This window comes from Pseudomonas sp. MPB26, from assembly GCF_046605355.1.
Classification (GTDB): domain Bacteria; phylum Pseudomonadota; class Gammaproteobacteria; order Pseudomonadales; family Pseudomonadaceae; genus Aquipseudomonas; species Aquipseudomonas cedrina.
The window spans coordinates 2,239,727-2,262,088 of sequence record NZ_CP176793.1 but is presented as its reverse complement, the minus strand read 5'-3'; the positions used below and the strand labels follow the sequence as shown (position 1 = coordinate 2,262,088).

Below are 22,362 nucleotides of genomic sequence, written 5' to 3'. Positions count from 1 at the left end.
GCGCGTTGCAGGGTTCAGTCCTGTACACTGCACGACCTTGGCAGCCACACTTTTCCCCGGCTGCGCTCCCGATCCTGGATTTTCCGGCCATGCATAAAGAAACCGAAATAAAGCTGCGCGTCAGCCGCGAAACACTCGCCGCGCTGCGTGAGCACCCGCTACTGAAAAAACGCAACAAAAGTGGCTGGGAACGCCGTGAGTTGATGAACCAGTATTTCGACACTCCCGAGCGTGACCTGGCCCAGGCCAAAGTCGCCCTGCGCCTGCGCAAGGACGGTGACGATATCATCCAGACCCTCAAGACTCGTGGCCAGAGCGTCGCCGGTTTGTCAGAACGCAACGAATACAACTGGGACCTGCCCAAAGCCAAGCTCGACGTGAAGAAACTCGACGGCGAATGCTGGCCCGAGCAACTGGCCGAGCTGGACAAAAAGACCCTCAAGCCGATCTTCACCACCGACTTCGTGCGTGAACGCGCCGAAATCGCCTGGGGCCGTGGCAAGGCCAAGGTGGTGATCGAAGCCGCCCTGGACCTGGGCCACGTGGTGGTCGGCAAGCAGAAAGAAGAAATCTGCGAGCTGGAACTGGAACTGCGCGAAGGCGAGCCGGCTGCCCTGCTGGAACTGGCCGCCGAACTGGCCGCGACCCTGGCCCTGATGCCTTGCGATATCAGCAAGGCCGAGCGCGGCTATCGCCTGTATGACGCCGACAGCTACTCGCTGAGCCTGCCGGCGCCGCAGATCCATGCCGAGATGCCGCTGGACGATGCCTTCGCTGCGATCATGTGGCACCTGCTGGGCAGCAGCCAGCGCCTGGCCGAGCAATACCGTTTCAATGGCCACTGGCGTCTGCTGCAAGACTGGGTCGACACCCTCGGCGAACTGCGCGCCCTGATCGGCAGCCTCGGCCAGGCGGCACCGCGACAGTCCACCAGCGAACTGCGCAGCGCCCTCGATGCTCTGCTCGAAGACTGGCGCCCACTGGTACAAGCCGGTGACGATGACGAAGACATTCGCAAAGCCGCGCCGGAACAGTTCGTCGAAGAACTGGACGACGTGCGCTGGGGCCTGTTCTCACTGACCGCGTCGCGCTGGCTGCTGGCACGTACCTGGACCGCCGAGCGCACTGTGCGCGGCAACCGACAGGGCGCCGCACAAATCACCAATTGGCTGCCGCGCCTGCTGGCCGACGATGCTGTCGCCCTGCAACTGCCGCGCTACCAGCAACAGCCCGAAGATCTGGCCGAGCAACTGCCGCGCATCGAACGCATCCAGGCATGGCTGCATCATGCGCGTCAGGTGGTCGACATTCCGGAACTGGACCGCCTCTACGGCGAGCTGAACAAGTTGGCGCTCCTGGCCAACCAGCCGATCACCGATGAGGCGCTGGATGCGCGGATGCACCAGGCGATTGCGGTGTATCAGAACCGTGCCTGGAAGACCCTGCTGCGTCTGTAATCCAAAGGGCACTTCGATCAAAGTGTGGGAGCGGGCTTGCTCGCGAAAGTGTCGTGTCAGTCGGGACATCTGTGACGGATAGACCGCTTTCGCGAGCAAGGCCACTCCCACAAGGCCCGCGCAATACTGGCAAACAGTGGTGGCAATCGTTCGGTAAAAACCTGCAATACACGCTGGGAGGAGGATATTCAGGGGTTGGCTAGTCTGGGATTTACGCCCACTGCCACCCAGGAACACCTTAAATGCCCGCTGATCAACGCTTGAAACTGCATCAACTGCTACCGGCCCTGGTCGACGGGAAACTCATCACCCCCGAACTCGCGCAGCGCTTGTCGGCGCTGCCGGCCAGCAATACCCAGCACCCCCTGGAACGCATCGCCGCCCTTGGGCCCGACCTGGAAACCCTGACCGAATGGCTTGCCCGGCATGCCGGGCAACCCTACCTGCGTATCGACCCATTGAAGATCGACGTCGCGACGGTGGTGCCGTTGATGTCCCACGCATTCGCCCAACGCCATGCCATTCTGGCGGTGGCGGTGGATGCGCAGACCGTCACCGTCGCCAGCGCCCAGCCCCACATCACCTGTTGGGAGGCCGGGTTGGCGCAGGTGCTCAAGCGTTCGATCAAGCGCGTGGTCGCCAACCCCCAGGACATAACACGCTGTATCGGCGAGTTTTACCGACTGGCCAAATCCGTCAGCGGTGCCGATCAAAAGGTCGCGACGCCTGGCAATGTCGAGTTGCTCAACCTCGGCGCCAGCGACCAGGAGCCGGATGCCAACGACGCGCATATCGTCAATATCGTCGACTGGCTGTTGCAATACGCCTTCGCCCAGCGCGCCAGTGACATCCACATTGAGCCGTGCCGAGAGCAGGGCCGTGTGCGCTTTCGCATCGATGGACTGCTGCATGACGTCTATCAGTTTCCACCTCAGGTCACGATGGCTGTAGTCAGCCGCCTGAAAAGCCTGGGCCGCATGAATGTCGCGGAGAAACGCAGGCCCCAGGATGGCCGGGTCAAGACCAAAAGCCCGGCAGGGGTGGAAGTCGAGCTGCGCCTTTGCACCCTGCCCACCGCATTTGGCGAAAAACTGGTGATGCGGATTTTCGATCCACAGGTGCTGCTCAAGGGCTTTGACCAACTGGGCCTGTCCGTTGATGACCAACACCGCTGGCACGCCATGACGGGCCAGGCCAACGGCATCATCCTGGTCACCGGCCCGACCGGCTCCGGCAAGACCAGCACGCTCTACACCACGCTCAGGCAACTGGCGACCCGGGAGGTCAACCTGTGCACCGTGGAAGACCCGATCGAGATGGTCGAGCCGGCATTCAACCAGATGCAGGTGCAGCACAATATCGACCTGACCTTTGCCAGCGGCATCCGCGCCCTGCTGCGCCAGGATCCGGACATCATCATGATCGGCGAGATCCGCGACCAGGAGACCGCCGAAATGGCGATCCAGGCCGCATTGACCGGGCACCTGGTGCTGTCGACCCTGCACACCAACGATGCCCCCAGCGCCATCAGCCGCCTGCAGGAGCTGGGCATTGCTCATTATTTGATCAAGGCCACGTTACTGGGCGTCATGGCGCAACGGTTGGTGCGGGTGCTGTGCCCGCACTGCAAGCGCGCACGGGGTGAGGCCCACGAGGCTGTCGGGTGCGTTGAATGTCGAAACAGTGGTTATCGGGGACGAGCCGGCGTTTACGAAATCATGGTATTGAACGAAGCACTCAAAGCGCTGATCACGCCCGGCGCCGACGTGCAGGCCCTGCGCCAGGCCGCGGTGGCCCAAGGCATGTGCAGCCTGCGCATGGCCGGCCTGCAAAAAGTCGAAGCGGGGCTGACCACGGTGGCGGAAGTGCTGCGGGTGACCCCTGGGGATTCAGTAACAAATCCTTTGTTTGTTACACGGTGAAAACGTTCTTATCGGTGGCAACGCCGTTACAATCGGCCGAACGTCGTTTTACTGACATCTCCAGATAGGGAATCGCTATGCAGATCGGAACCGTACTGCTTCTTTTCGTGGGTTTGGCTATCGCCATTCTCTTCATGGGTTTCAAGGTCGTCCCACAGGGTTACCAGTGGACGGTCGAGCGCTTCGGTCGCTACACCAACACCCTCAAGCCTGGCCTGAACATCATCATTCCGGTCATGGACCGCATCGGTCGCAAGATCAACGTGATGGAAAGCGTACTGGATATCCCGCCCCAGGAAGTCATCACCGCGGACAACGCCACCGTGCAGATCGACGCCGTGTGCTTCTTCCAGGTGGTCAATACCGCCCAGGCCGCCTACGAGGTCAACAACCTCGAGCACGCCATCCGCAACTTGCTGCAAACCAATATCCGTACCGTGCTCGGCTCCATGGAACTGGATGCCATGCTCAGCCAACGCGACGGTATCAACGAAAAGCTGCTGAGGACCGTGGACGAAGCCACCGCGCCTTGGGGCATCAAGATCACCCGTATCGAAATCAAGGACATCAGCCCGCCCGCCGACCTGATGGCCGCCATGTCCGGCCAGATGAAAGCCGAGCGGATCAAGCGTGCCCAGATCCTGGAGGCCGAAGGCCTGCGGGCGTCGGCGATCCTGACCGCTGAAGGCAAGAAGCAAGCACAGATTCTCGAGGCCGAAGGTGGGCGCCAAGCGGCGTTCCTGGAGTCTGAAGCCCGCGAGCGCCAGGCTGAAGCCGAGGCTCGAGCAACCCAAGTCGTTTCCGAAGCGATCGCCACCGGTAACGTGCAGGCCATCAACTACTTCGTCGCGCAAAAATACATCGACGCCCTGGGCAAGCTGGCATCGGCCAACAACAGCAAGGTCATCCTGATGCCGCTGGAGGCCAGCCAGGTGATCGGTGCGGTCGGCGGTATCGGCGAGATCGTCAAGGCTACGTTCGACAACAAGAAAGGCTGAGGCCAGCGCCATGTGGGATTTCCTGCAGCATCTGTCGTTTTGGGATTGGCTCGCGCTGGGCACGGTACTGCTGATACTGGAAGTGTTCGGTGCCGGTGGCTACCTGCTGTGGATGGGTATCGCAGCGGCGGCCGTGGGCGTGATCAAGTTTCTGGTACCGCCCCTGGGGCTGGAGTGGCAATTGCTGCTGTTTGCCGTGTTGTCGATTGTCACCGCGGTGTATTGGTGGAAGCGCCAGCGCAGCAGCGCCAAGGCCAGCGACCAGCCGGGGCTGAACGAGCGTGGCTCGGAGCTCATCGGCCGAACCTTCGTGGTGCATCAGGCGATAGTGGACGGTAGGGGCAAGGTAAAGGTCGGCGATGGTGTGTGGATGGTGACCGGCCCGGACAGCCCTGTGGGCACTCAAGTGCGGGTGGTTAGCCAGGAAGGCGTGGTGTTAAAGGTTGAAACTGTTTAGTCAGTGATGGAACTCGCCTAGGCTATCTACAATCATAAAGTACAGATAACCCACCCGGAGTCACCCATCATGCGTCTCAAATATGCTGTCGCAACCCTCGCTGTGCTTTCCCTCCCTGTCGGCTCAGCCATGGCCGACAGTTTCTGGCGCAATGTCATCTCGTCAGGCGCCACCACCGGCTCGACGTACCTGACCTTCAAGGACCACAAGCTGGTGGTCGCCGCACAAGACGACGCCGGCAGCTTTGTCGCCAGCGACGGCGGCATCCGTGGCCCATACCTTGAAGCTGCCATGCAGAAAGTCCGCGCCGACAATCCTGGGCTGCAGGCCACGGACATGGAACTGGCCAACGCCATCCTCGCAAAAAATTCCGTTACCGAGTGAATCCACCGCTCTGAAAAATGCCGCTGCTGAAGCGGCATTTTTTATGCTCGGTTTTTACCCGCAACGTGACAATTCATTTACGCATGACAGGCTATATTCAGCCAAGCCGTGCAACCATGCCGGTACTGATACCTGCCAATTCATCGCTTATCTGAAACGGATGCCTTCATCGTCATGAGCCAACAGCCCTTCCTGCCGTTTTCCAAGCCCACCATTGATGAAACCACCATTTCGGCGGTCGGCGATGTATTGCGTTCGGGCTGGATTACCAGCGGGCCAAAAGTGCAGGCTTTCGAGGCTCAGTTGTCGGAGTATTTTGGCGGCCGGCCGGTGCGTACGTTCAACTCGGGCACCTGCACCATGGAGATTGCCTTGCGCATAGCCGGTATCGGGCCGGGCGATGAAGTGATCACCACCCCGATCTCCTGGGTTGCCACAGCCAATGTGATTCTGGAAGTCGGCGCCACACCGGTGTTTGCCGATATCGACCCTGTGACCCGCAATATCGACCTGGGCCAGGTGGAGGCGGCAATTACCCCGCGCACCAAGGCAATCATCCCGGTGTACCTGGCCGGCCTGCCATTGGATATGCCTATGCTCTACGCACTGGCGAACAAGTACAACCTGCGCATTATCGAGGACGCCGCCCAGGCGCTGGGTTCGAGCTGGGATGGCGAGCGAATTGGCGCCACCGGGGATTTTGTGTCGTTCAGTTTCCAGGCCAACAAGAACATCACCTCTTCCGAAGGCGGTTGCCTGGTATTGAACAACGCCGAAGAAGCACGACTGGCAGAAAAGTACCGTCTGCAGGGCGTTACCCGCAACGGCTTCGACGGCCTGGACGTGGATGTGCTGGGCGGCAAGTTCAACATGACCGATATCGCGGCAGCCATCGGCCTGGGGCAGTTTGCCCATATCGACAAGATCACTGCTCACCGCCAACACCTGGCGCAGCACTACTTCAAGTGCTTTGGCAGTGACTTTGAAGAAAAGTACGGCGCGCAACTCCCACCAGCCGACTTCGAAAACAGCAACTGGCACCTGTTCCAACTGGTGCTGCCGGAGCGTCAGGACGGTCTGCCGGCGCGCGCCACCTTCATGGAGCAGATGCAGGCCCACGGCGTCGGCATTGGCTATCACTATCCGCCGATTCACCTGCTGAGCCTGTATCGGGCGCAGGGGTTCAAGGAGGGTATGTTTCCAATAGCGGAACAGGTTGGACGCTTGATCGTGTCGTTGCCGATGTTTACGGCAATGACAGAGGCGGATGTCGAACGGGCGGTTGCGGCAGTAAAAGCGGTACTGAAAGCGAACTAGGCACTCACAGCTTATACAATCCCATGTGGGAGCGGGCTTGCTCGCTCCCACATGGGGGCATGCGTTTACTCGCCGATGGCGGCTTTGTAGCCGGCGGCATCCAGCAGTTTGTCCAGGTCAGCCGGGTTGCTTGGCTTGAGCTTGAAGATCCATGCGCCGTACGGGTCGGAGTTCAGCAGCTCAGGGCTACCGCTCAGTTCCTCGTTGACGGCAATCACTTCACCTGCAACCGGGGCGTAGATATCCGAAGCCGCTTTCACCGACTCAACCACCCCAGCCTGGCCTTCAGCTTCGAACATGGCGCCGACTTCGGCCAACTCAACAAAAACCACATCACCCAACGCTTCCTGAGCATGGTCGGAAATCCCGACGGTCACGCTGCCGTCAGCTTCCAGGCGAGCCCATTCGTGGCTTTCGGCAAAACGCAGTTCGGCCGGGATATTGCTCATAGTCTGTGTCCTCAAGAAGTAATGCCAGCGGCCTTCGGCCTGCCGGGAATAGGTTAGATCAAGGTTTTTCCATGGCGCACGAAGGTCGGTTTGACCACTCGAACCGGGTACCACTTGCCGCGGATTTCCACTTCGGCCCGATCGGCGGTCGCCGTCGGTACACGCGCCAGGGCAATGGATTTGCTCAGCGTAGGAGAGAAACTACCACTGGTGATCTCCCCTTCGCCAATATTGGCGATACGAACCACTTGGTGAGCGCGTAAAACCCCGCGTTCTTCCAGCACCAGCCCGACCAGTTTGAATTGCACACCCGCCGTTTTTTCCGCTTCCAGCGCAGCGCGCCCAGTGAAATCACGTTCGGCAGGCTCCCAGGCGATGCTCCAGGCCATGTTCGACGCCAAGGGCGAAACCTCCTGGTGGATATCCTGGCCGTACAGGTTCATACCCGCTTCCAGGCGCAAGGTATCGCGGGCGCCGAGGCCGATGGGGGAAATACCGGCGCCCACCAGGTCGTTGAAAAACCCCGGCGCCTGGTCGGCCGGCAAGACAATCTCCAGGCCATCTTCGCCGGTGTAACCCGTGCGCGCGATAAACCAATCGCCATCGGCCTGGCCTTCGAAGGGTTTGAGCTGATGAATCAGCGTGCCTCGGGACTGGGTGACCAGCTCGGCGATCTTCTGCCGGGCATGGGGACCTTGAATGGCCAACATGGCCAACTCGGACCGTTCCTGCAGTTGCACCTGGTAGGTGCCCAATTGCGCATGCATCCAGGCCATGTCCTGGTCGCGGGTGGCGGCATTGACCACCAGGCGATAAGCGGCCTCGGTGCGGTAGACGATCATGTCGTCCACTACGCCGCCCTTCTCATTGAGCATTGCGCTGTACAGCGCACGGCCGCAGTCTTGCAGGCGCTCGACATCATTGGCCAGCAGGCGCTGTAGCCATTCCTTGGCCTGGGGGCCGGTGACATCGATCACGGTCATATGGGATACATCAAATACCCCGCAGTCGCGTCGCACCTGATGGTGCTCTTCAACTTGCGAGCCGTAGTGCAGAGGCATATCCCAACCGCCAAAATCGACCATTTTCGCGCCGAGGGCGAGATGCAGGTCATACAGAGGCGTACGCTGTCCCATGGGTTTCTCCTTCCGGGCGTGGCGAAGGTGCGCAGCATGCCGTTCGTGCCAAACGCCTGAATAACAAGGCCCGCAGCTACGCCCAGCGACTCGATCCGAACGACGGACCGCACCGAATGCCGCGCATTGTAGCCGCAAGCCGTAGGACTGGCACCTAACCGATTGGCCTGGCGGAGCGTCGGATCAGCCCGACCACCGGCAACAGGCCCACCAACACCAGGGTCAACGCCGGCAAAGAAGCCCGTGCCCACTCGCCTTCGCTGGTCATTTCAAAGATCCGCACCGCCAGCGTGTCCCACCCGAACGGGCGCATCAGCAAGGTGGCCGGCATTTCCTTGAGCACATCGACAAACACCAGCAGTGCTGCGCTCAAGGTCCCAGGCAGCAGCAACGGCAGATACACTTTGCAAAACAGTCGCGGACCGCTCACGCCCAGACTGCGCGCAGCTTCCGGCAAGGACGGACGAATGCGCGCCAGGCTGTTTTCCAATGGCCCATAGGCCACCGCCAGGAAACGCACCAGGTACGCCAGCACCAACGCCGACAGGCTGCCCAGCAGCAAGGGCTTGCCGGCACCGCCGAGCCAGCCGGACAGCGGCACGACCAGTTCACGGTCCAGGTAGCTGAAGGCCAGCATGATTGACACGGCGAGCACCGAGCCCGGCAAGGCGTAACCCACGTTAGCCAGGCTGATGCCGGAGCGGATCGCGCGCGTCGGCGCCAGGCGGTTGGCGAAGGCCAGTACCAGCGCGACGCTGACGGTGATCAAGGCTGAGATGCCGCCGAGGTACAGGGTGTGGATGATCAGGCCGCAATAACGCTCATCCAGATCGAAGCGGCCGCGCTGCCAGAACCAGGCAACCAGTTGCAGCACCGGAATGACGAAGGCACAGGCGAATACCAACCCACACCAACTGCTGGCCGCTGCCGCCTTGAACCCGCGCAGGTGGTACAGCGCTGTGCCACGCGGCCGCTCGTTGCTCGGTCGGCTGGCGCCCCGGGCGCGTCGCTCGCCATACAACACCAGCATCACCACCAGCAGCAGCAAGCTGGCCAACTGGGCTGCGCTGGACAGACTGAAGAAGCCGTACCAGGTCTTGTAAATGGCGGTGGTAAAGGTATCGAAGTTGAACACCGAGACCGCACCGAAATCCGCCAAGGTCTCCATCAATGCCAAGGCCACCCCGGCACCAATCGCCGGCCGCGCCATGGGCAGGGCCACGTGCCAGAACGCCCGCCATGGCGATTGTCCCAGTACCCGTGCCGCTTCCATCAAGCCTTTGCCCTGGGCCAGGAACGCCGTGCGCGCCAATAGATAAACGTAGGGATAGAACACCAGCACCAACACGATGATCACGCCGCTGGTGGAACGCACCCGGGGCAGCCTCAAGCCGGTGCCGAACCATTCACGCAACAAGGTCTGTACGGGCCCTGCGAAGTCCAGCAGGCCGACAAACACAAACGCCAGCACGTAGGCTGGAATCGCGAACGGCAACATCAACGCCCAGTCCAGCCAGCGCCGGCCGGGAAATTCGCAGAGGCTGGTCAGCCAGGCCAGGCTGACGCCCAATAAGGTCACACCGGCACCGACGCCCAACATCAGGGTCAGGGTATTGCCCAGCAGGCGCGGCATCTGGGTTTCCCACAGGTGGAACCAGATTTGCGCGTCGATGGTTTGCCAGGACAGCAACAGCACGCTCAGCGGCAGCAGCACCAAGGCAGCGACGGTGAAGACCGGCAGGTACCAGCGGCGTTGGGCGGGGTGGGCCAAGGAAAAGCTCTCAGAAAAATAAGGATTTTGAAGCCGTCGCTACCCAGTGTGGGAGCTGGCCTGCCTGCGATACAGACACCTCGGTGTATCAGTGATACCCAGGTGATGCTATCGCAGGCAAGCCAGCTCCCACATTTGATGTGCTGTGCTGTTGAGACCGAGCTTAGTTCCAGCCCGCACGATCCATCAAGCGAATCGCCTCAGCCTGGCGCTTGCCCGCCACTTCCACCGGCAAGGTGTCCGCCACGAACTTGCCCCAGGTCGCCACTTCGGCCGAGGGCGCTACCGCCGGGTTGGCCGGGAATTCCTGGTTCACATCGGCAAAGATCTTCTGTGCCTCAGGCGTGGTCATCCATTCCACCAGCGCCTTGGCCGCCTCCGGATGCGGCGCATGCTTGGTCAGGCCGATACCCGACAGGTTCACGTGCACGCCACGGTCGCCCTGGTTCGGCCAGAACAGCTTCACCGCCAGGTCCGGCTTCTGCTTGTGCAGGCGCCCGTAGTAGTAGGTGTTGACGATGCCCACGTCGCACTGCCCGGCATTGATGGCTTCAAGCACGGCCACGTCATCGGAGAACACGTCGGTGGACAGGTTGTTGACCCAACCCTTGACGATTTCTTCGGTCCTGGCAGCGCCATGAGTTTCGATCAGGGTGGCGGTCAGCGACTGGTTGTAGACTTTTTTCGCCGTGCGCAGGCACAGGCGGCCTTCCCACTGCTTGTCGGCCAGGGCTTCGTAAGTCGTGAGGTCGCCCGGCTTTACCCGGTCGGTGGAATAGGCGATGGTCCGCGCGCGCAGGCTCAAGCCGGTCCAGGCATGCTTTGAGGAGCGATATTGCAGGGGGATGTTCTTGTCGATGACTGCGGAGGTGAACGGCTGCAGGATGCCCATTTGCTCCGCCTGCCAGAGGTTGCCGGCGTCAACCGTGAGCAGCAGGTCGGCGGTGGCGTTTTCGCCCTCGGCCTTGATGCGCTGCATCAGCGGGGCTTCCTTGTCGGTAATGAACTTCACCTGCACGCCAGTCTTTTGGGTGTAAGCGTCGAATACCGGCTTGATCAGTTCGTCGATGCGTGAGGAGTAGACCACCACTTCGTCGGCGGCCTGCACGGTGGTGCTGCCGATCAGGGTAAGTGCCAGGGCAGTCAGGAGGCGCTTGGGTGCCAACATGGGTGCGGTCTCTCATTTGCAAAGTGAGCGCAAATGATAGGGACTCACATTTGGTAACGCTTGCTGGAGGCGTTACCAGATGTTGCATAGCCGGCATTTACGTTGCGGCTTGTGGCCTCATCGCGGCATAGGTATCTACACAACTTTCAAAGGCCCGCTCGCCACAGAAGCCCCTGTTCACTGGGTTTCAGCGTCGAGCCAAAGTTGTGTAGATACCTATGCTCATCGCGGGCAAGCCCGGCTCCCACAGGGGATCAGGTTTCAAAGTCAGGGCTTGGCGAGTTCCGGGAGGTCGCCGGTAAGGCCCAGCGCCTGACGCACAAACGCCGCCTTGGCTTCGGGCATCTGGTCGACCAGCTTCAGGCCTGCATTGCGCAACCAGCGCAGCGGCAATGGGTCGGCCTGGAACAGCCGCTCGAAACCTTCCATCGCCGCCATCAGCGCCAGGTTGTGCGGCATGCGTCGGCGCTCGTAGCGGCTCAGCACTTTCACATCCGCCAGGCGCTCACCGCGCTCGGTCGCGGCCAGCAGCACTTCGGCCAGCACCGCAGCATCGAGGAACCCCAGATTCACGCCCTGCCCCGCCAAGGGATGGATAACGTGAGCCGCGTCGCCGATCAACGCCAGGCCTTCGGCCACGTAGCGTTTGGCGTGACGCTGGCGCAACGGTACACAGACGCGTGGGTCGGCGCTCAGCACCGTACCGAGCCGCCCTTCGAAGGCGCGCTCCAGTTCACGGCAGAAGTTTTCGTCCTCCAGCGCCATCAGGCGTTCGGACTCGGCGGGGGTGGTCGACCAGACAATCGAGCACCAATCTTCCTGCCCGTCCCGCACCAGCGGCAAAAAGGCCAGCGGGCCGGTGTCGGTAAAACGTTGCCATGCCGTGCGCTGGTGCGGCTGGCTGCTGCGTACGCTGGTGACAATGGCGTTATGCAGGTAATCCCATTCGCGGGTCGCGGTGCCGGTCAGGCGGCGCACGGCGGAGTTGGCGCCATCGGCAGCCACTACCAGCGGTGCACGTAACTTGCGGCCATCGGCCAGGGTCAGCAGCCATTCATCGCCGGAACGGCGCATCTGCTCCAGGCGTGCGTTGGCCAGAAGCCCCAGATCGCAATCGTGCAAGCGCTCAAGCAGGGCGTCCTGAACCACGCGATTCTCGACGATATGCCCCAGCACTTCAGCATGCACGCTGGCCGCCGAAAAGTGGATCTGCCCAGTGCCGCTGCCGTCCCACACCTGCATCTGGCCGTAGGGGCTGGCGCGGCGCGCCACGATGCCGTCCCACACGCCCAGGCGTTCGAGAATGCGCTGGCTGGCGGCCGACAAGGCGCTAACCCGTGGTTCAAAGGCGCCATCGCGGTCGTACGGCGCGACACTCAGCGGGCTGCCGTCGAGCAGCAGCACCTGCAGGCCGCTGCCCTGCAACGCCAGCGCCAAGGCGCTTCCGACCATTCCGGCCCCGACAATCAGCACATCTGCGCGCATGTCCATGCTTTTAAGCCTGTCTCACTGGCGGCTTGCGCCGCACGTAAAGGGTTTTGTCGACCCGCGCCACCAAGGTGCCGGAGCCGTCATGGATCTGGACCTCAAGATGAGGCAAATATTTGTCGCCCCCTTCGGTCTGCCGACGCACCTCATCGAGCAAGGCCTCGTCGATGGAAAATTCGGCGAACACCGGGCCCTTGCCCGGCGAGATGAAGTCGATACTCGCCGCCTTGTCCCACACGATGTAGTCGCGGCCCAGGTTCTCCATCAGCATCAGCATGTAGAACGGGTCGACCATTGAATACAGGCTGCCACCGAACTGCGTGCCGACATAATTGCGGTTGTACCAGCCCAGGCCCATACGCACCTTGACGTGGCGAAAGTCGGCGCTCATGTGCTGCACGCTGACCCCCGCGCCCAGGTACGGCGGGTACAGGGTCATGACCCAACGCAACAACCGCGCCTTGCCCAGGCGCTCGATCAGCCACTTACGCATCGGGACGCGTGCCCAGGCCCATGGCCTGACGAGCGAACCAGCGTTTGGCCGGCGGCAGCAGGTCCAGGCCCAGCAGGCCCATGTTGCGGCCCATCGCGACCAACGGTTGCGCACTGCCGAACAGGCGCGTGACCTGGTCGGAAAACCCCACGGTCAGTTTTTGATCCATGCGCTGGCGCTCCCGATAGGCCTGCAAGGTCGCCAGGTCGCCGGGCACCGTCGGCCCGGCCAACAAGGCTTCGGCCAAGGCATTCGCATCGCGCAGGGACAAATTGAAGCCCTGCCCGGCAATCGGGTGCAGGCTATGGGCCGCGTTGCCCAGGATCGCCAGGTGCGAGCGCACTTGCTCCTCGGCTTCCACCAAGGTCAGCGGATACAAGTGACGGGCGCCGACTTGCTTCAGGGTGCCGAGGCGGTAACCGAACACGTCCTGCAATTCCTTCAAGAAGCTACGTTCATCCAGGTTGGCCAGGCGCTGGGCGTCCATGCCGATGCGCGTCCACACCAGCGCGCAGCGGTTGTCCGGCAGCGGCAGCAGCGCCATCGGGCCCTCTTCGGTGAAACGCTCGAACGCTTCGCCGTTATGGGCTTCGCTCGGGGTGATGTTGGCGATCAACGCGCTCTGGTTATAGGGGCGGGTCTTCACGCCGATGCCCAGTTGTTCGCGCAGGCCGGAGCGGCCGCCGTCGGCCAGCACCGCGAGGTCGCAGTCCAGCACGGTTTCATCGTTGAGCGTGAGGCGGTAGCCATCCGGCAGCGGCTCCATGCGCGTGACTTCCGCCGGGCAGCGCCAACTGACCACATCCCTGTCCAGGCCTTGCCACAGGCATTGGCCCAGCCAGGCGTTTTCCACTACATAACCGAGGGCCGGCACGCCCTCTTCCAGGGCAGACAGACGCGCGGTGGAGAAACGTCCACGGTCGGACACGTGGATTTGCTTGATCGGCTCGGCGCGGCGGGAAATATCCTGCCACAGGCCCAGGCGCTGATAGATCTGCCGGGCACCAAAGGACAGCGCCGAAGAACGCGCATCGTAGCTCGGCTGGTAGCTGTCGCCCGGTGCAAAGGGTTCGATCAGCATGATTTTCCAGCCCCGCGCCTTCGCCCCGGCCTGCAACGCCAGCGCCAGGCTGGCGCCCACCAGGCCGCCACCGATGATCGCCAGGTTGACCCGGCTCATCGGGCAGCCGCCATCAGTGCTTCGATCTCGGCGACGGTCTTGGGCACGCCGCCGGTCAGGATTTCACAGCCTTGCTTGGTCACCACCACGTCGTCCTCGATGCGTACGCCAATGCCACGCCATTTCTTTGCCACGTTCAGGTTGTCCGGCGAGATGTAGATCCCCGGCTCCACGGTCAATGCCATGCCGACTTCCAGCACACGCCATTCACCGCCCACTTTGTAGTCGCCCACATCATGCACGTCCATGCCCAGCCAGTGACCGGCGCGGTGCATATAGAAGGTTTTATAGGCTTCGCTGGCGACCAGCTCATCAACGTCACCTTGCAGCAGACCAAGTCTCACCAACCCGGCGGTGATGACTTGCACGGTCGCTTCATGGGCCTGGTTCCAGTGCTTGCCGGGGCCGATCTGGGCGAAGGCGGCTTCCTGGGAAGCCAGCACGATTTCATAGATCGCCTTCTGTTCGGGCGAAAATTTGCCATTCACCGGCCAGGTGCGAGTGATGTCGCTGGCGTAACAGTCGATTTCGCAACCGGCGTCGATCAGCACCAGGTCACCGTCCTTGAGCAGCGCGTCATTGCGCTGGTAATGCAGGATGCAGCTGTTGCGCCCGGCGGCGACGATGGAGCCATAGGCCGGCATTTTAGCGCCGCCTTTACGGAACTCGTAATCCAGCTCGGCTTCCAGGCTGAATTCGTGCAAACCGGCGCGGCTGGCCTGCATCGCGCGTACATGGGCGGCGCAGGAGATCCGCGCGGCCTCGCGCATCACCTTCAGTTCCGCCGCTGATTTATACAGGCGCATGTCGTGGAGCAGATGATCCAGGGCAACGAATTCGTTGGGCGGCTGCGCGCCCAGGTGCGCTTTGGAGCGGATCACATTGATCCACTCCATCAGGTGCCGGTCGAATTCCGCGTTGCTGCCCATGGCCGAATACACCCGGTCGCGGCCTTCGATCAGGCCGGGCAGGATGTCGTCGATATCGGTGATGGGAAAGGCATCATCCGCGCCAAAGTCACGCACTGCGCCTTCGGTGCCGGCGCGCAGGCCGTCCCACAATTCGCGCTCGGCATTGCGCTCGCGACAGAACAGCACGTACTCGCCGTGCTGGCGACCGGGCATCAGCACGATCACCGCCGAGGGCTCGGGGAAACCGCTCAGGTACTGGAAATCGCTGTCCTGGCGGTACACATGCTCGACATCACGGTTGCGGATCGCCACGGCGGCGGCCGGCAGGATCGCGATGCTGTTGGGTTCCATCTGCGCCATCAGCGCCTTGCGGCGCCGCGTGTATTCCGCTCTGGGGATATGGATCATGGGCAGACGGGCTTCCTTTTTCAGTGCAGCGACGGCTTGGGCGCAGCAGGTTCAGCGGACTTGCGGGTCTCGGTGAACAGCAGCAACGGCGCGACGCGCAGGTATTCCATCACTTCCATGTAGTCGCCTTCGCCGTCTTCGGATTCTTCCAGGGCATCCTGCACCTGAGAGATGGCGGCCAAGTCCTGCAACACTTCCTTGGCGTCGGTGCTCAGTTCCAGGCCGCCGGCGTTGACGCCAAAACCGTGGAGGAAGCCTTGGCACCATTGGCCCAGGGCCGCGGCACGCTCGGTGAGCGGGGCGTCGTCGGTGGGCAGCAGCAGGACCACGGTGACGTCATCACCTGTGAGCTCGCCTTTGACCATTTCCTGCAGGCCGATCAGCGCATTACGCACGTTTTCGGTGGGTTCGGTCTCCAGCAGCTCGGCCACGTCGGCCAGCCAATTGTCGGCATCAAAGCCAACGCCGGTGCAGCTGCGGCCCAGCAACACGCCGTGCAGTTCGGCAGGCGAGCAAGGGTGGCCGCTGGTGCTCAGCAGTTTGGAAAAAGCGTCGTACGGGGAGTTCTGAATAGGCATGGTGAGCTAGGCGCCAGACGGCGCAATGTCTAGAATGGAGCGCTGTATCCTAGCACCGGCAGACGTACCAAGACTATCAAGGGCGTCAGATCGTTTATCCTGCAGTTGCCATTCATCAGACAAATCCAGTGGAACCCAATGGAAGACACCGACCTGCAAGCGCTGATGGCCAGACTCGAATTGCTAATTACCCGGGTCGAGCAACTAAAGAGTCAAAACGGACTCCTATTAGCTCAGGAAAAGACCTGGCGCGAGGAACGCGCTCACCTCATTGAAAAAAACGAAATCGCCCGGCGTAAGGTCGAATCGATGATTTCGCGCCTGAAGGCCCTGGAGCAAGACTCATGAGTTCAAGCAATAGCGTCACCGTGCAGATCCTCGATAAAGAGTATTCGATCATCTGCCCCCAGGAAGAGCGCAGCAACCTGGTGAGCGCCGCCCGCTACCTGGATGGCAAGATGCGTGAAATCCGCAGCAGCGGCAAAGTAATCGGCGCCGACCGCATCGCCGTGATGGCCGCACTGAATATTACCCACGACCTGCTGCATAAGCAGGAACGCCCTGACGTGCAGGCCAGCGGCTCGACACGCGAGCAAGTGCGTGACCTGCTCGAGCGGGTTGATCTGGTGCTTTCCAGCGATTCGGACACACCCAAGGGCTGATTGCCGCGACTGTTTAAGGTATACTCGCCTCACTCCCTGGCGTGCTTGCCAGTCGGCGATGTCCCGGAGCCGATTCGCACTACCCTGGAAGTTGCACGTTGGGCTGGTGTGCATGTCCGCTAGACGGAAAGCCTTAAAGCCTACTGCTTCTTCCACCTTGAACTTTCGGGTTCAAGGGCTAAGTCGACAGCGGTTCTGTCGGGGAGCCTGAATTCCCAAACTCAATGCCAGTCCTCGGACTGGCATTGTTTTATGAGCCAAAACCATGACCGAACCTGCGCCGCTCTCCCGTCCGCAACTTCGACGCATGTTGCGCAACGCCCGCCGCGCCCTCACGCCGAGCGAGCAACGCAAGGCCGCCCAAGGCCTGTATCGGCAACTGGCACAGCACCCGCTGTTTCGCCGGGCCAAACATATTTCCTTGTATCTGCCGACGGACGGTGAAATCGATCCGCGCCTGCTGCTGCGCGCCGCCCAGCGTCGTGGCAAGGCCACCTACCTGCCGGTACTCAGCGCCTGGCCACGGACCAAGATGGTGTTCCAACGCGTAAGGCCTGGGGAAAAGCTGCTGCCCAACCGCTTTCGCATCCTGGAGCCTCGGGTGAATATCAGCCGCCAACGCAAGGTGTGGGCGCTGGATCTGGTGCTGCTGCCGTTGGTGGGGTTCGACGATGCCGGTGGACGGCTGGGCATGGGCGGCGGGTTTTACGATCGCAGCCTGGCTTACCTGGCGCGCCGCCGCAGCTGGCGCAAGCCGACGCTGCTGGGCCTGGCCCATGAATGTCAGAAGGTCGAACGATTGGTACAGGCAAGTTGGGATGTGCCGCTGGCTGGCACCGTCACGGATAAGCAGTGGTATGTCGCAGAAACGCCACTGGAATCAGCGGCGCCTTGAAGCCGTGTCAGCGCTTGAATTGCTGTTGCACGGGTGACAGTTCTACAGGCGCATCGGCCTTGTTGGACCACAAGCTTTGCGCATACCCGGTGGTCACGACGCCCAGACCAAACAAAATAACCAAAATCCATAGTAAATCCGGTTTACGTTGCATCGATTGCCCCCCTTCAGGCACCTCGTACACGATGACAACAACGTTCCAATGTAGTCCGTTGCAGCTGCGTCAAGCTTTAAAAGCGGGCATTCTGCGGTAACGTGAACCAACACGCAAACCTTGGCGCCAACCGACTGTCGGTTTGTCATCATATTGCCCGACAACTTGCCCACTGCCTTTTTCAGGAGCCCGAAAATGGCCTACTGGCTGATGAAATCCGAGCCCGACGAGCTCTCGATCAACGACCTTGAAAAGCTCGGCGAAGCCCGCTGGGACGGAGTGCGCAATTATCAGGCGCGCAACTTTCTACGGGCCATGGCGGTGGGGGACGAATTTTTCTTCTACCATTCCAGCTGCCCCGAGCCAGGTATTGCCGGCATCGGCAAAATCATCGAGGCGGCCTATCCGGATCCCACCGCCCTTGAACCGGACAGCCATTACTTCGACGCCAAGGCCACATCGGAAAAGAACCCGTGGAGTGCGATCAACGTCGCGCACGTGCAGACCTTCCCAAAGGTGCTGGGCCTGGGTTACCTGAAGCAGCAAACTGCACTCGCCGAGATGCCTCTGGTGCAAAAAGGCAGCCGGCTATCGGTTATGCCTATCACCGCCGAACAATGGGCCGCGGTGATGGCGTTGCGCTGAATCGCTATTGAATGATCAGGTTGTTGAACAGCAGGTCTTCCACCACCGGCTTGCCAGTCTCATCATTCATCACTTGCTGGGTCTGCTTCAGGGCTTCCTGACGCAGTTTCTCTTTGCCTTCCACAGTGCTCATCGCGTCGCTGGTCTGTTGGGTGAACAGCGCCACCAGTTGGTTGCGGATCAACGCGTCGTTGGCCTTGACCGCGGCGGCCGCTTCGGTGCCGGTCACACGCAGGGCGATGTCGGCCTTGAACACCTTGAGTTTTGCCGTGCCATCGAGGCCGTAGTTACCCACGAACGGCGGGCTCAGGCTGATATAGCTGACCTTCGGCGCCTCGCCTTCTTTGGCTTCTTCGGCCTGGGCCGCCATCGGCAAGGTCAGGGCCAGCATCAACAGGATCCACGCTTTCACAGTTCATTCCTCACATTCGGTTGCCAGGTAGCATAACGCTAGCAAGGCTGAGTACAAGCTTATGGCGACTTATCAGGCCTGGGCATGCTCGTTGACCCACGAGCGGACCCTCCTACACTTATCGGCCACGACGCCAAAAGGAATAGTCCGATGAAAGCTGTGCTGTGCAAAGCCTTCGGCCCCGCCGAAACCCTGGTGCTGGAAGAGATCGCGAGCCCTACGATCAAGAAGAACGAAATCCTGCTGGACGTGCATGCCGCCGGCGTCAACTTCCCGGACACCTTGATTATCGAGGGCAAGTACCAGTTTAAGCCGCCCTTTCCGTTTTCACCGGGTGGCGAAGCGGCAGGCGTGGTCAGTGAAGTAGGGGAGAAGGTCAGCCACCTGAAAGCCGGTGACCGGGTCATGGCACTGACCGGTTGGGGCAGCTTTGCCGAGCAAGTGGCGGTGCCGGGCTACAACGTGCTGCCGATCCCGCCGAGCATGGACTTCAATACCGCAGCCGCATTCAGCATGACCTACGGCACGTCCATGCACGCGCTGAAACAGCGGGCCAACCTTCAACCCGGCGAAACCCTGCTGGTACTCGGCGCCTCCGGTGGCGTGGGCCTGGCCGCGGTGGAAATCGGCAAAGCCATGGGCGCGCGAGTGATTGCCGCCGCCAGCAGCGCCGACAAACTCGCCGTGGCCAAAGCCGCCGGCGCGGATGAGCTGATCAACTACAGCGAAGCCAGCCTGAAAGACGAGATCAAGCGCCTCACCGACGGCAACGGCGCCGATGTGATCTACGATCCGGTGGGCGGCGACCTGTTTGACCAGGCCGTGCGCGCCATCGCCTGGAACGGCCGCCTGCTGGTGGTGGGGTTTGCCAGCGGGCGCATTCCCGAACTGCCGGTGAACCTGGCGCTGCTCAAGGGCGCGGCGGTGGTTGGGGTGTTCTGGGGATCGTTTGCCCAGCGTCAGCCGCAGGACAATGCGGCGAATTTTCAGCAGTTGTTTGGCTGGTATGCCGACGGCAAGCTCAAGCCGCTGGTGTCGCAGGTGTATCCGCTGGAGCAGGCGGCCCTGGCGATCAATGACCTGGGACAGCGCAAGGCTGTCGGTAAGGTGGTCGTCCAGATCCGCTGACTTGAAATGCAATCACCTGTGGGAGCGGGCTTGCTCGCGAAAGCGGTGGATCAGTTACCTATGTATTGGCTGACACTCCGCATTCGCGAGCAAGCCCGCTCCCACATTTGGATCTCCAGCATCCTGAGAAACTTAATAACGACCAACACCTATCTATCCGCGACATGTTCATTAAAGAACATGCAATTGCGCTCATTTCCTGTGTTTGCAGATAAGAGGCGATGCTATTTTCGGTAACGAAACTGTAACATTCGCATCCGCAGTCAAAACAAGAAATCTGGAGCTCTTGAATGTTTGCTTTCTTTCGTCCTGCCGCCCACCAGGCGCCCCTGCCTGAAGAAAAAATAGACAGCACCTACAGACGCCTGCGCTGGCAGATCTTCGCGGGTATCTTCTTCGGTTACGCCGGATACTACCTGCTGCGCAAGAACTTCTCCCTGGCCATGCCCTACCTGATCGACGAAGGGTACACCCGCGGCGAACTGGGCCTGGCGATGTCGGCCATCGCGATTGCCTACGGCCTGTCCAAGTTCCTCATGGGCCTGGTATCCGACCGCTCCAACCCACGCTACTTCCTGCCCTTCGGCCTGCTGGTGTCCGCCGGGGTGATGTTCATTTTCGGTTTCGCACCTTGGGCGACGTCCAGCGTGACCATGATGTTCATTTTGCTGTTTATCAACGGCTGGGCCCAAGGCATGGGCTGGCCGCCGAGCGGGCGAACCATGGTGCACTGGTGGTCGCAGAAAGAACGCGGCGGCGTGGTGTCGGTGTGGAACGTGGCGCACAACGTCGGCGGCGGCCTGATCGGCCCGCTGTTCCTGCTGGGCATGGCCTGGTTCAACGACTGGCATGCCGCGTTCTACGTGCCGGCCACGGTGGCGCTGGCAGTGGCGGCGTTTGCCTTCATCACAATGCGCGACACCCCGCAATCGGTCGGCCTGCCGCCGATCGAAAAGTACAAGAACGATTACCCGGAAGGCTACGACGCCAGCCACGAAGACGAATTCAGCGCCAAGGAAATCTTCGTCAAATACGTGCTGTGCAACAAAATGCTGTGGTACATCGCTTTCGCCAACGTGTTCGTCTACCTGCTGCGCTACGGCGTGCTGGACTGGGCACCGACCTACTTGAAAGAAGCCAAGCACTTCACGGTCGACAAGTCGTCCTGGGCTTACTTCTTTTATGAATGGGCAGGTATCCCGGGCACGCTGCTATGCGGCTGGATGTCGGACAAGATCTTCCGTGGCAACCGTGGCCTGACCGGCATCGTGTTCATGGCGCTGGTGACCGTGGCGACGCTGGTGTACTGGCTCAACCCGCCGGGCAACCCGATGGTCGACATGATCGCGCTGGTTTCCATCGGCTTCCTGATCTACGGCCCGGTGATGCTGATCGGCCTGCAAGCGCTGGAGCTGGCGCCGAAGAAAGCCGCCGGCACTGCCGCGGGGTTCACCGGCTTGTTTGGTTACCTGGGCGGCTCTGTGGCAGCCAGTGCGGCCATGGGCTACACAGTGGACCATTTCGGCTGGGACGGCGGCTTTGTGCTGCTGATTGGTGCATGCGTACTGGCAATCGCTTTCCTGATCCCAACGCTGTGGCACACCAACAGCGTCAGCTCGGCGCGTTAACCCCTGCGCAACCCTTTGCACAACGCTTGAGCCGCGCCTCCAGGTTTTTATCTGGCATGGCGTGGCTACGCAGGGCGTTGACGGTCTGCTCGACATAATCGCGGGTAGTACCGTAACGCCCGCAAGCACTTTGCAACACATGATTGAGCACTATATCGGGTAAGTTACCGGCGTAGCTGGGCAAGTGCCGCTCTAATACAAACCCCAACGCCTGCACCGTAGTGCCATCTTCCAGACGGCAACTGAGCCAGTGCGGCCGGTAGGACGGATACGGCATCTCGCGCTGCCACAATGCGTAGAGCGACGCTTCCAACTGGTCTTCAGGCAAACGATAGGCAAACCCACTACACGAGCCGCCGCGATCCAGGCCGAAGACCAGACCCGGAATTTCCGGCGTGCCCCGATGCTCATGGGACCACAGGTAAAGCCCCCGGTGATAGCCATGAACCCGCGCCCGCACCCGCTCGGTTGACGAACATTCGGGGCGCCAGATCAGTGAACCATACGCAAATAGCCAGACCGGCCCACCCTTATGCCGAGCCATGGTAGCTTGCATCGAGCTCATCAATTGTTCGTGCGTGAGTTGCGGCCCCAGATCGAGGCGCGGAGGGTAAGCCAATTGCAGAAGATCGGTTTCAATGGCGGTCATGGCGAAAAGCGGTACGCCTCCTGTGTTACCCGTGTAAGCAAACTTTATCGTAGTCAAACCAGCAGCAATAAG

At 61.2% G+C, this 22,362-nt stretch carries 24 protein-coding genes and 1 other RNA gene; 13 read left to right on the top strand and 12 right to left on the bottom strand.

Translation table 11 applies throughout. From position 1 onward, the window contains the following. Window positions 1–89 precede the first annotated feature (89 nt). The 6 genes from ACLH0H_RS10390 (at window position 90) to ACLH0H_RS10365 (ending at window position 6,535) form a co-directional block, all read left to right on the top strand. Window positions 90–1,457, top strand: a complete 1,368-nt coding sequence (locus ACLH0H_RS10390) for an inorganic triphosphatase (protein WP_411381930.1) — start codon at window positions 90–92, stop codon at window positions 1,455–1,457. A 242-nt stretch (window positions 1,458–1,699) separates the two neighbouring features. Further along, window positions 1,700–3,379, top strand: coding sequence for a GspE/PulE family protein (locus tag ACLH0H_RS10385; RefSeq protein ID WP_411381929.1), 1,680 nt, complete (start codon window positions 1,700–1,702; stop codon window positions 3,377–3,379). Between the two features lie 77 nt (window positions 3,380–3,456). Beyond that, window positions 3,457–4,377: an SPFH domain-containing protein gene (locus ACLH0H_RS10380; RefSeq protein WP_046381704.1), complete on the top strand. Its 921-nt coding sequence runs from the start codon at window positions 3,457–3,459 to the stop codon at window positions 4,375–4,377. A gap of 10 nt (window positions 4,378–4,387) precedes the next feature. Next, complete coding sequence (locus ACLH0H_RS10375) at window positions 4,388–4,834, top strand: NfeD family protein (RefSeq protein ID WP_411381928.1); 447 nt, start codon at window positions 4,388–4,390, stop codon at window positions 4,832–4,834. 69 nt (window positions 4,835–4,903) lie between these two features. Next, on the top strand, window positions 4,904–5,218 hold the full coding sequence (locus ACLH0H_RS10370) for a DUF2388 domain-containing protein (protein WP_411381927.1): 315 nt from the start codon (window positions 4,904–4,906) through the stop codon (window positions 5,216–5,218). Window positions 5,219–5,392: 174 nt separating this feature from the next. Continuing rightward, window positions 5,393–6,535, top strand: coding sequence for a DegT/DnrJ/EryC1/StrS family aminotransferase (locus tag ACLH0H_RS10365; RefSeq protein WP_411381926.1), 1,143 nt, complete (start codon window positions 5,393–5,395; stop codon window positions 6,533–6,535). Between the two features lie 65 nt (window positions 6,536–6,600). Here the strand turns inward: ACLH0H_RS10365 and gcvH are convergent, their stop codons facing one another. From gcvH to ACLH0H_RS10320, 9 genes are all read right to left on the bottom strand, one after another. Next, the gene (gene gcvH, locus ACLH0H_RS10360) at window positions 6,601–6,984 is read right to left on the bottom strand and encodes a glycine cleavage system protein GcvH (RefSeq protein WP_411381925.1); all 384 of its coding nucleotides are present in this window, start codon (window positions 6,982–6,984) and stop codon (window positions 6,601–6,603) included. Between the two features lie 53 nt (window positions 6,985–7,037). Further along, window positions 7,038–8,120 carry a glycine cleavage system aminomethyltransferase GcvT gene (gene gcvT / locus ACLH0H_RS10355; RefSeq protein ID WP_411381924.1) on the bottom strand — a complete coding sequence of 361 codons (1,083 nt, stop codon included), beginning with the start codon at window positions 8,118–8,120 and terminating at the stop codon, window positions 7,038–7,040. 154 nt (window positions 8,121–8,274) lie between these two features. Further along, on the bottom strand, window positions 8,275–9,891 hold the full coding sequence (locus ACLH0H_RS10350) for an ABC transporter permease (RefSeq protein ID WP_411381923.1): 1,617 nt from the start codon (window positions 9,889–9,891) through the stop codon (window positions 8,275–8,277). A gap of 163 nt (window positions 9,892–10,054) precedes the next feature. Next, the gene (locus ACLH0H_RS10345; RefSeq protein ID WP_411381922.1) at window positions 10,055–11,059 is read right to left on the bottom strand and encodes an extracellular solute-binding protein; all 1,005 of its coding nucleotides are present in this window, start codon (window positions 11,057–11,059) and stop codon (window positions 10,055–10,057) included. A 267-nt stretch (window positions 11,060–11,326) separates the two neighbouring features. Then, entirely contained in the window at window positions 11,327–12,544 is a 1,218-nt protein-coding gene (locus ACLH0H_RS10340) for a 2-octaprenyl-3-methyl-6-methoxy-1,4-benzoquinol hydroxylase (RefSeq protein ID WP_411382396.1), read from the bottom strand. Between the two features lie 10 nt (window positions 12,545–12,554). Next, window positions 12,555–13,040 (bottom strand): DUF4442 domain-containing protein, encoded by a 486-nt coding sequence (locus tag ACLH0H_RS10335; protein ID WP_411381921.1) that lies wholly within the window; start codon window positions 13,038–13,040, stop codon window positions 12,555–12,557. Continuing rightward, a complete protein-coding gene (gene ubiH / locus ACLH0H_RS10330; protein WP_411381920.1) occupies window positions 13,033–14,220 on the bottom strand; it encodes a 2-octaprenyl-6-methoxyphenyl hydroxylase in 1,188 nt (395 codons plus the stop codon). Before ubiH ends, ACLH0H_RS10335 begins: the two co-directional genes overlap by 8 nt. Beyond that, a complete protein-coding gene (gene pepP / locus ACLH0H_RS10325; RefSeq protein WP_411381919.1) occupies window positions 14,217–15,539 on the bottom strand; it encodes a Xaa-Pro aminopeptidase in 1,323 nt (440 codons plus the stop codon). The genes ubiH and pepP overlap by 4 nt, the downstream gene beginning before the upstream one ends. Before the next feature lie 20 nt (window positions 15,540–15,559). Then, on the bottom strand, window positions 15,560–16,117 hold the full coding sequence (locus ACLH0H_RS10320; RefSeq protein ID WP_076951965.1) for a YecA family protein: 558 nt from the start codon (window positions 16,115–16,117) through the stop codon (window positions 15,560–15,562). Between the two features lie 138 nt (window positions 16,118–16,255). Between ACLH0H_RS10320 and ACLH0H_RS10315 the strand changes: the two genes are divergently transcribed. The 4 genes from ACLH0H_RS10315 (at window position 16,256) to ACLH0H_RS10300 (ending at window position 17,674) form a co-directional block, all read left to right on the top strand. Then, a complete protein-coding gene (locus ACLH0H_RS10315; RefSeq protein WP_007982902.1) occupies window positions 16,256–16,465 on the top strand; it encodes a TIGR02449 family protein in 210 nt (69 codons plus the stop codon). Next, window positions 16,462–16,779, top strand: a complete 318-nt coding sequence (locus ACLH0H_RS10310) for a cell division protein ZapA (protein WP_411381918.1) — start codon at window positions 16,462–16,464, stop codon at window positions 16,777–16,779. Before ACLH0H_RS10315 ends, ACLH0H_RS10310 begins: the two co-directional genes overlap by 4 nt. A gap of 30 nt (window positions 16,780–16,809) precedes the next feature. Next, window positions 16,810–16,988, top strand: a non-coding RNA gene (gene ssrS / locus ACLH0H_RS10305) — 6S RNA. Window positions 16,989–17,044: 56 nt separating this feature from the next. Then, the gene (locus tag ACLH0H_RS10300) at window positions 17,045–17,674 is read left to right on the top strand and encodes a 5-formyltetrahydrofolate cyclo-ligase (RefSeq protein WP_411381917.1); all 630 of its coding nucleotides are present in this window, start codon (window positions 17,045–17,047) and stop codon (window positions 17,672–17,674) included. 7 nt (window positions 17,675–17,681) lie between these two features. Here ACLH0H_RS10300 and ACLH0H_RS10295 read toward each other — a convergent pair whose 3' ends face one another. After that, the gene (locus ACLH0H_RS10295) at window positions 17,682–17,828 is read right to left on the bottom strand and encodes a hypothetical protein (protein WP_005792392.1); all 147 of its coding nucleotides are present in this window, start codon (window positions 17,826–17,828) and stop codon (window positions 17,682–17,684) included. Window positions 17,829–18,023: 195 nt separating this feature from the next. Between ACLH0H_RS10295 and ACLH0H_RS10290 the strand changes: the two genes are divergently transcribed. Beyond that, window positions 18,024–18,473, top strand: a complete 450-nt coding sequence (locus tag ACLH0H_RS10290) for an EVE domain-containing protein (protein ID WP_411381916.1) — start codon at window positions 18,024–18,026, stop codon at window positions 18,471–18,473. 4 nt (window positions 18,474–18,477) lie between these two features. Here the strand turns inward: ACLH0H_RS10290 and ACLH0H_RS10285 are convergent, their stop codons facing one another. After that, window positions 18,478–18,885 carry a flagellar basal body-associated protein FliL gene (locus tag ACLH0H_RS10285; protein WP_411381915.1) on the bottom strand — a complete coding sequence of 136 codons (408 nt, stop codon included), beginning with the start codon at window positions 18,883–18,885 and terminating at the stop codon, window positions 18,478–18,480. A 150-nt stretch (window positions 18,886–19,035) separates the two neighbouring features. On the opposite strand from ACLH0H_RS10285, the gene ACLH0H_RS10280 reads away from it, so the two are divergent. After that, window positions 19,036–20,013 (top strand): NADPH:quinone oxidoreductase family protein, encoded by a 978-nt coding sequence (locus tag ACLH0H_RS10280; protein WP_411381914.1) that lies wholly within the window; start codon window positions 19,036–19,038, stop codon window positions 20,011–20,013. A gap of 290 nt (window positions 20,014–20,303) precedes the next feature. Then, window positions 20,304–21,641 carry a glycerol-3-phosphate transporter gene (glpT, locus tag ACLH0H_RS10275; protein ID WP_411381913.1) on the top strand — a complete coding sequence of 446 codons (1,338 nt, stop codon included), beginning with the start codon at window positions 20,304–20,306 and terminating at the stop codon, window positions 21,639–21,641. Here the strand turns inward: glpT and ACLH0H_RS10270 are convergent. Beyond that, window positions 21,625–22,290 (bottom strand): gamma-glutamylcyclotransferase, encoded by a 666-nt coding sequence (locus tag ACLH0H_RS10270; RefSeq protein ID WP_411381912.1) that lies wholly within the window; start codon window positions 22,288–22,290, stop codon window positions 21,625–21,627. The genes glpT and ACLH0H_RS10270 overlap by 17 nt on opposite strands. Between the last annotated feature and the right edge of the window lie 72 nt (window positions 22,291–22,362).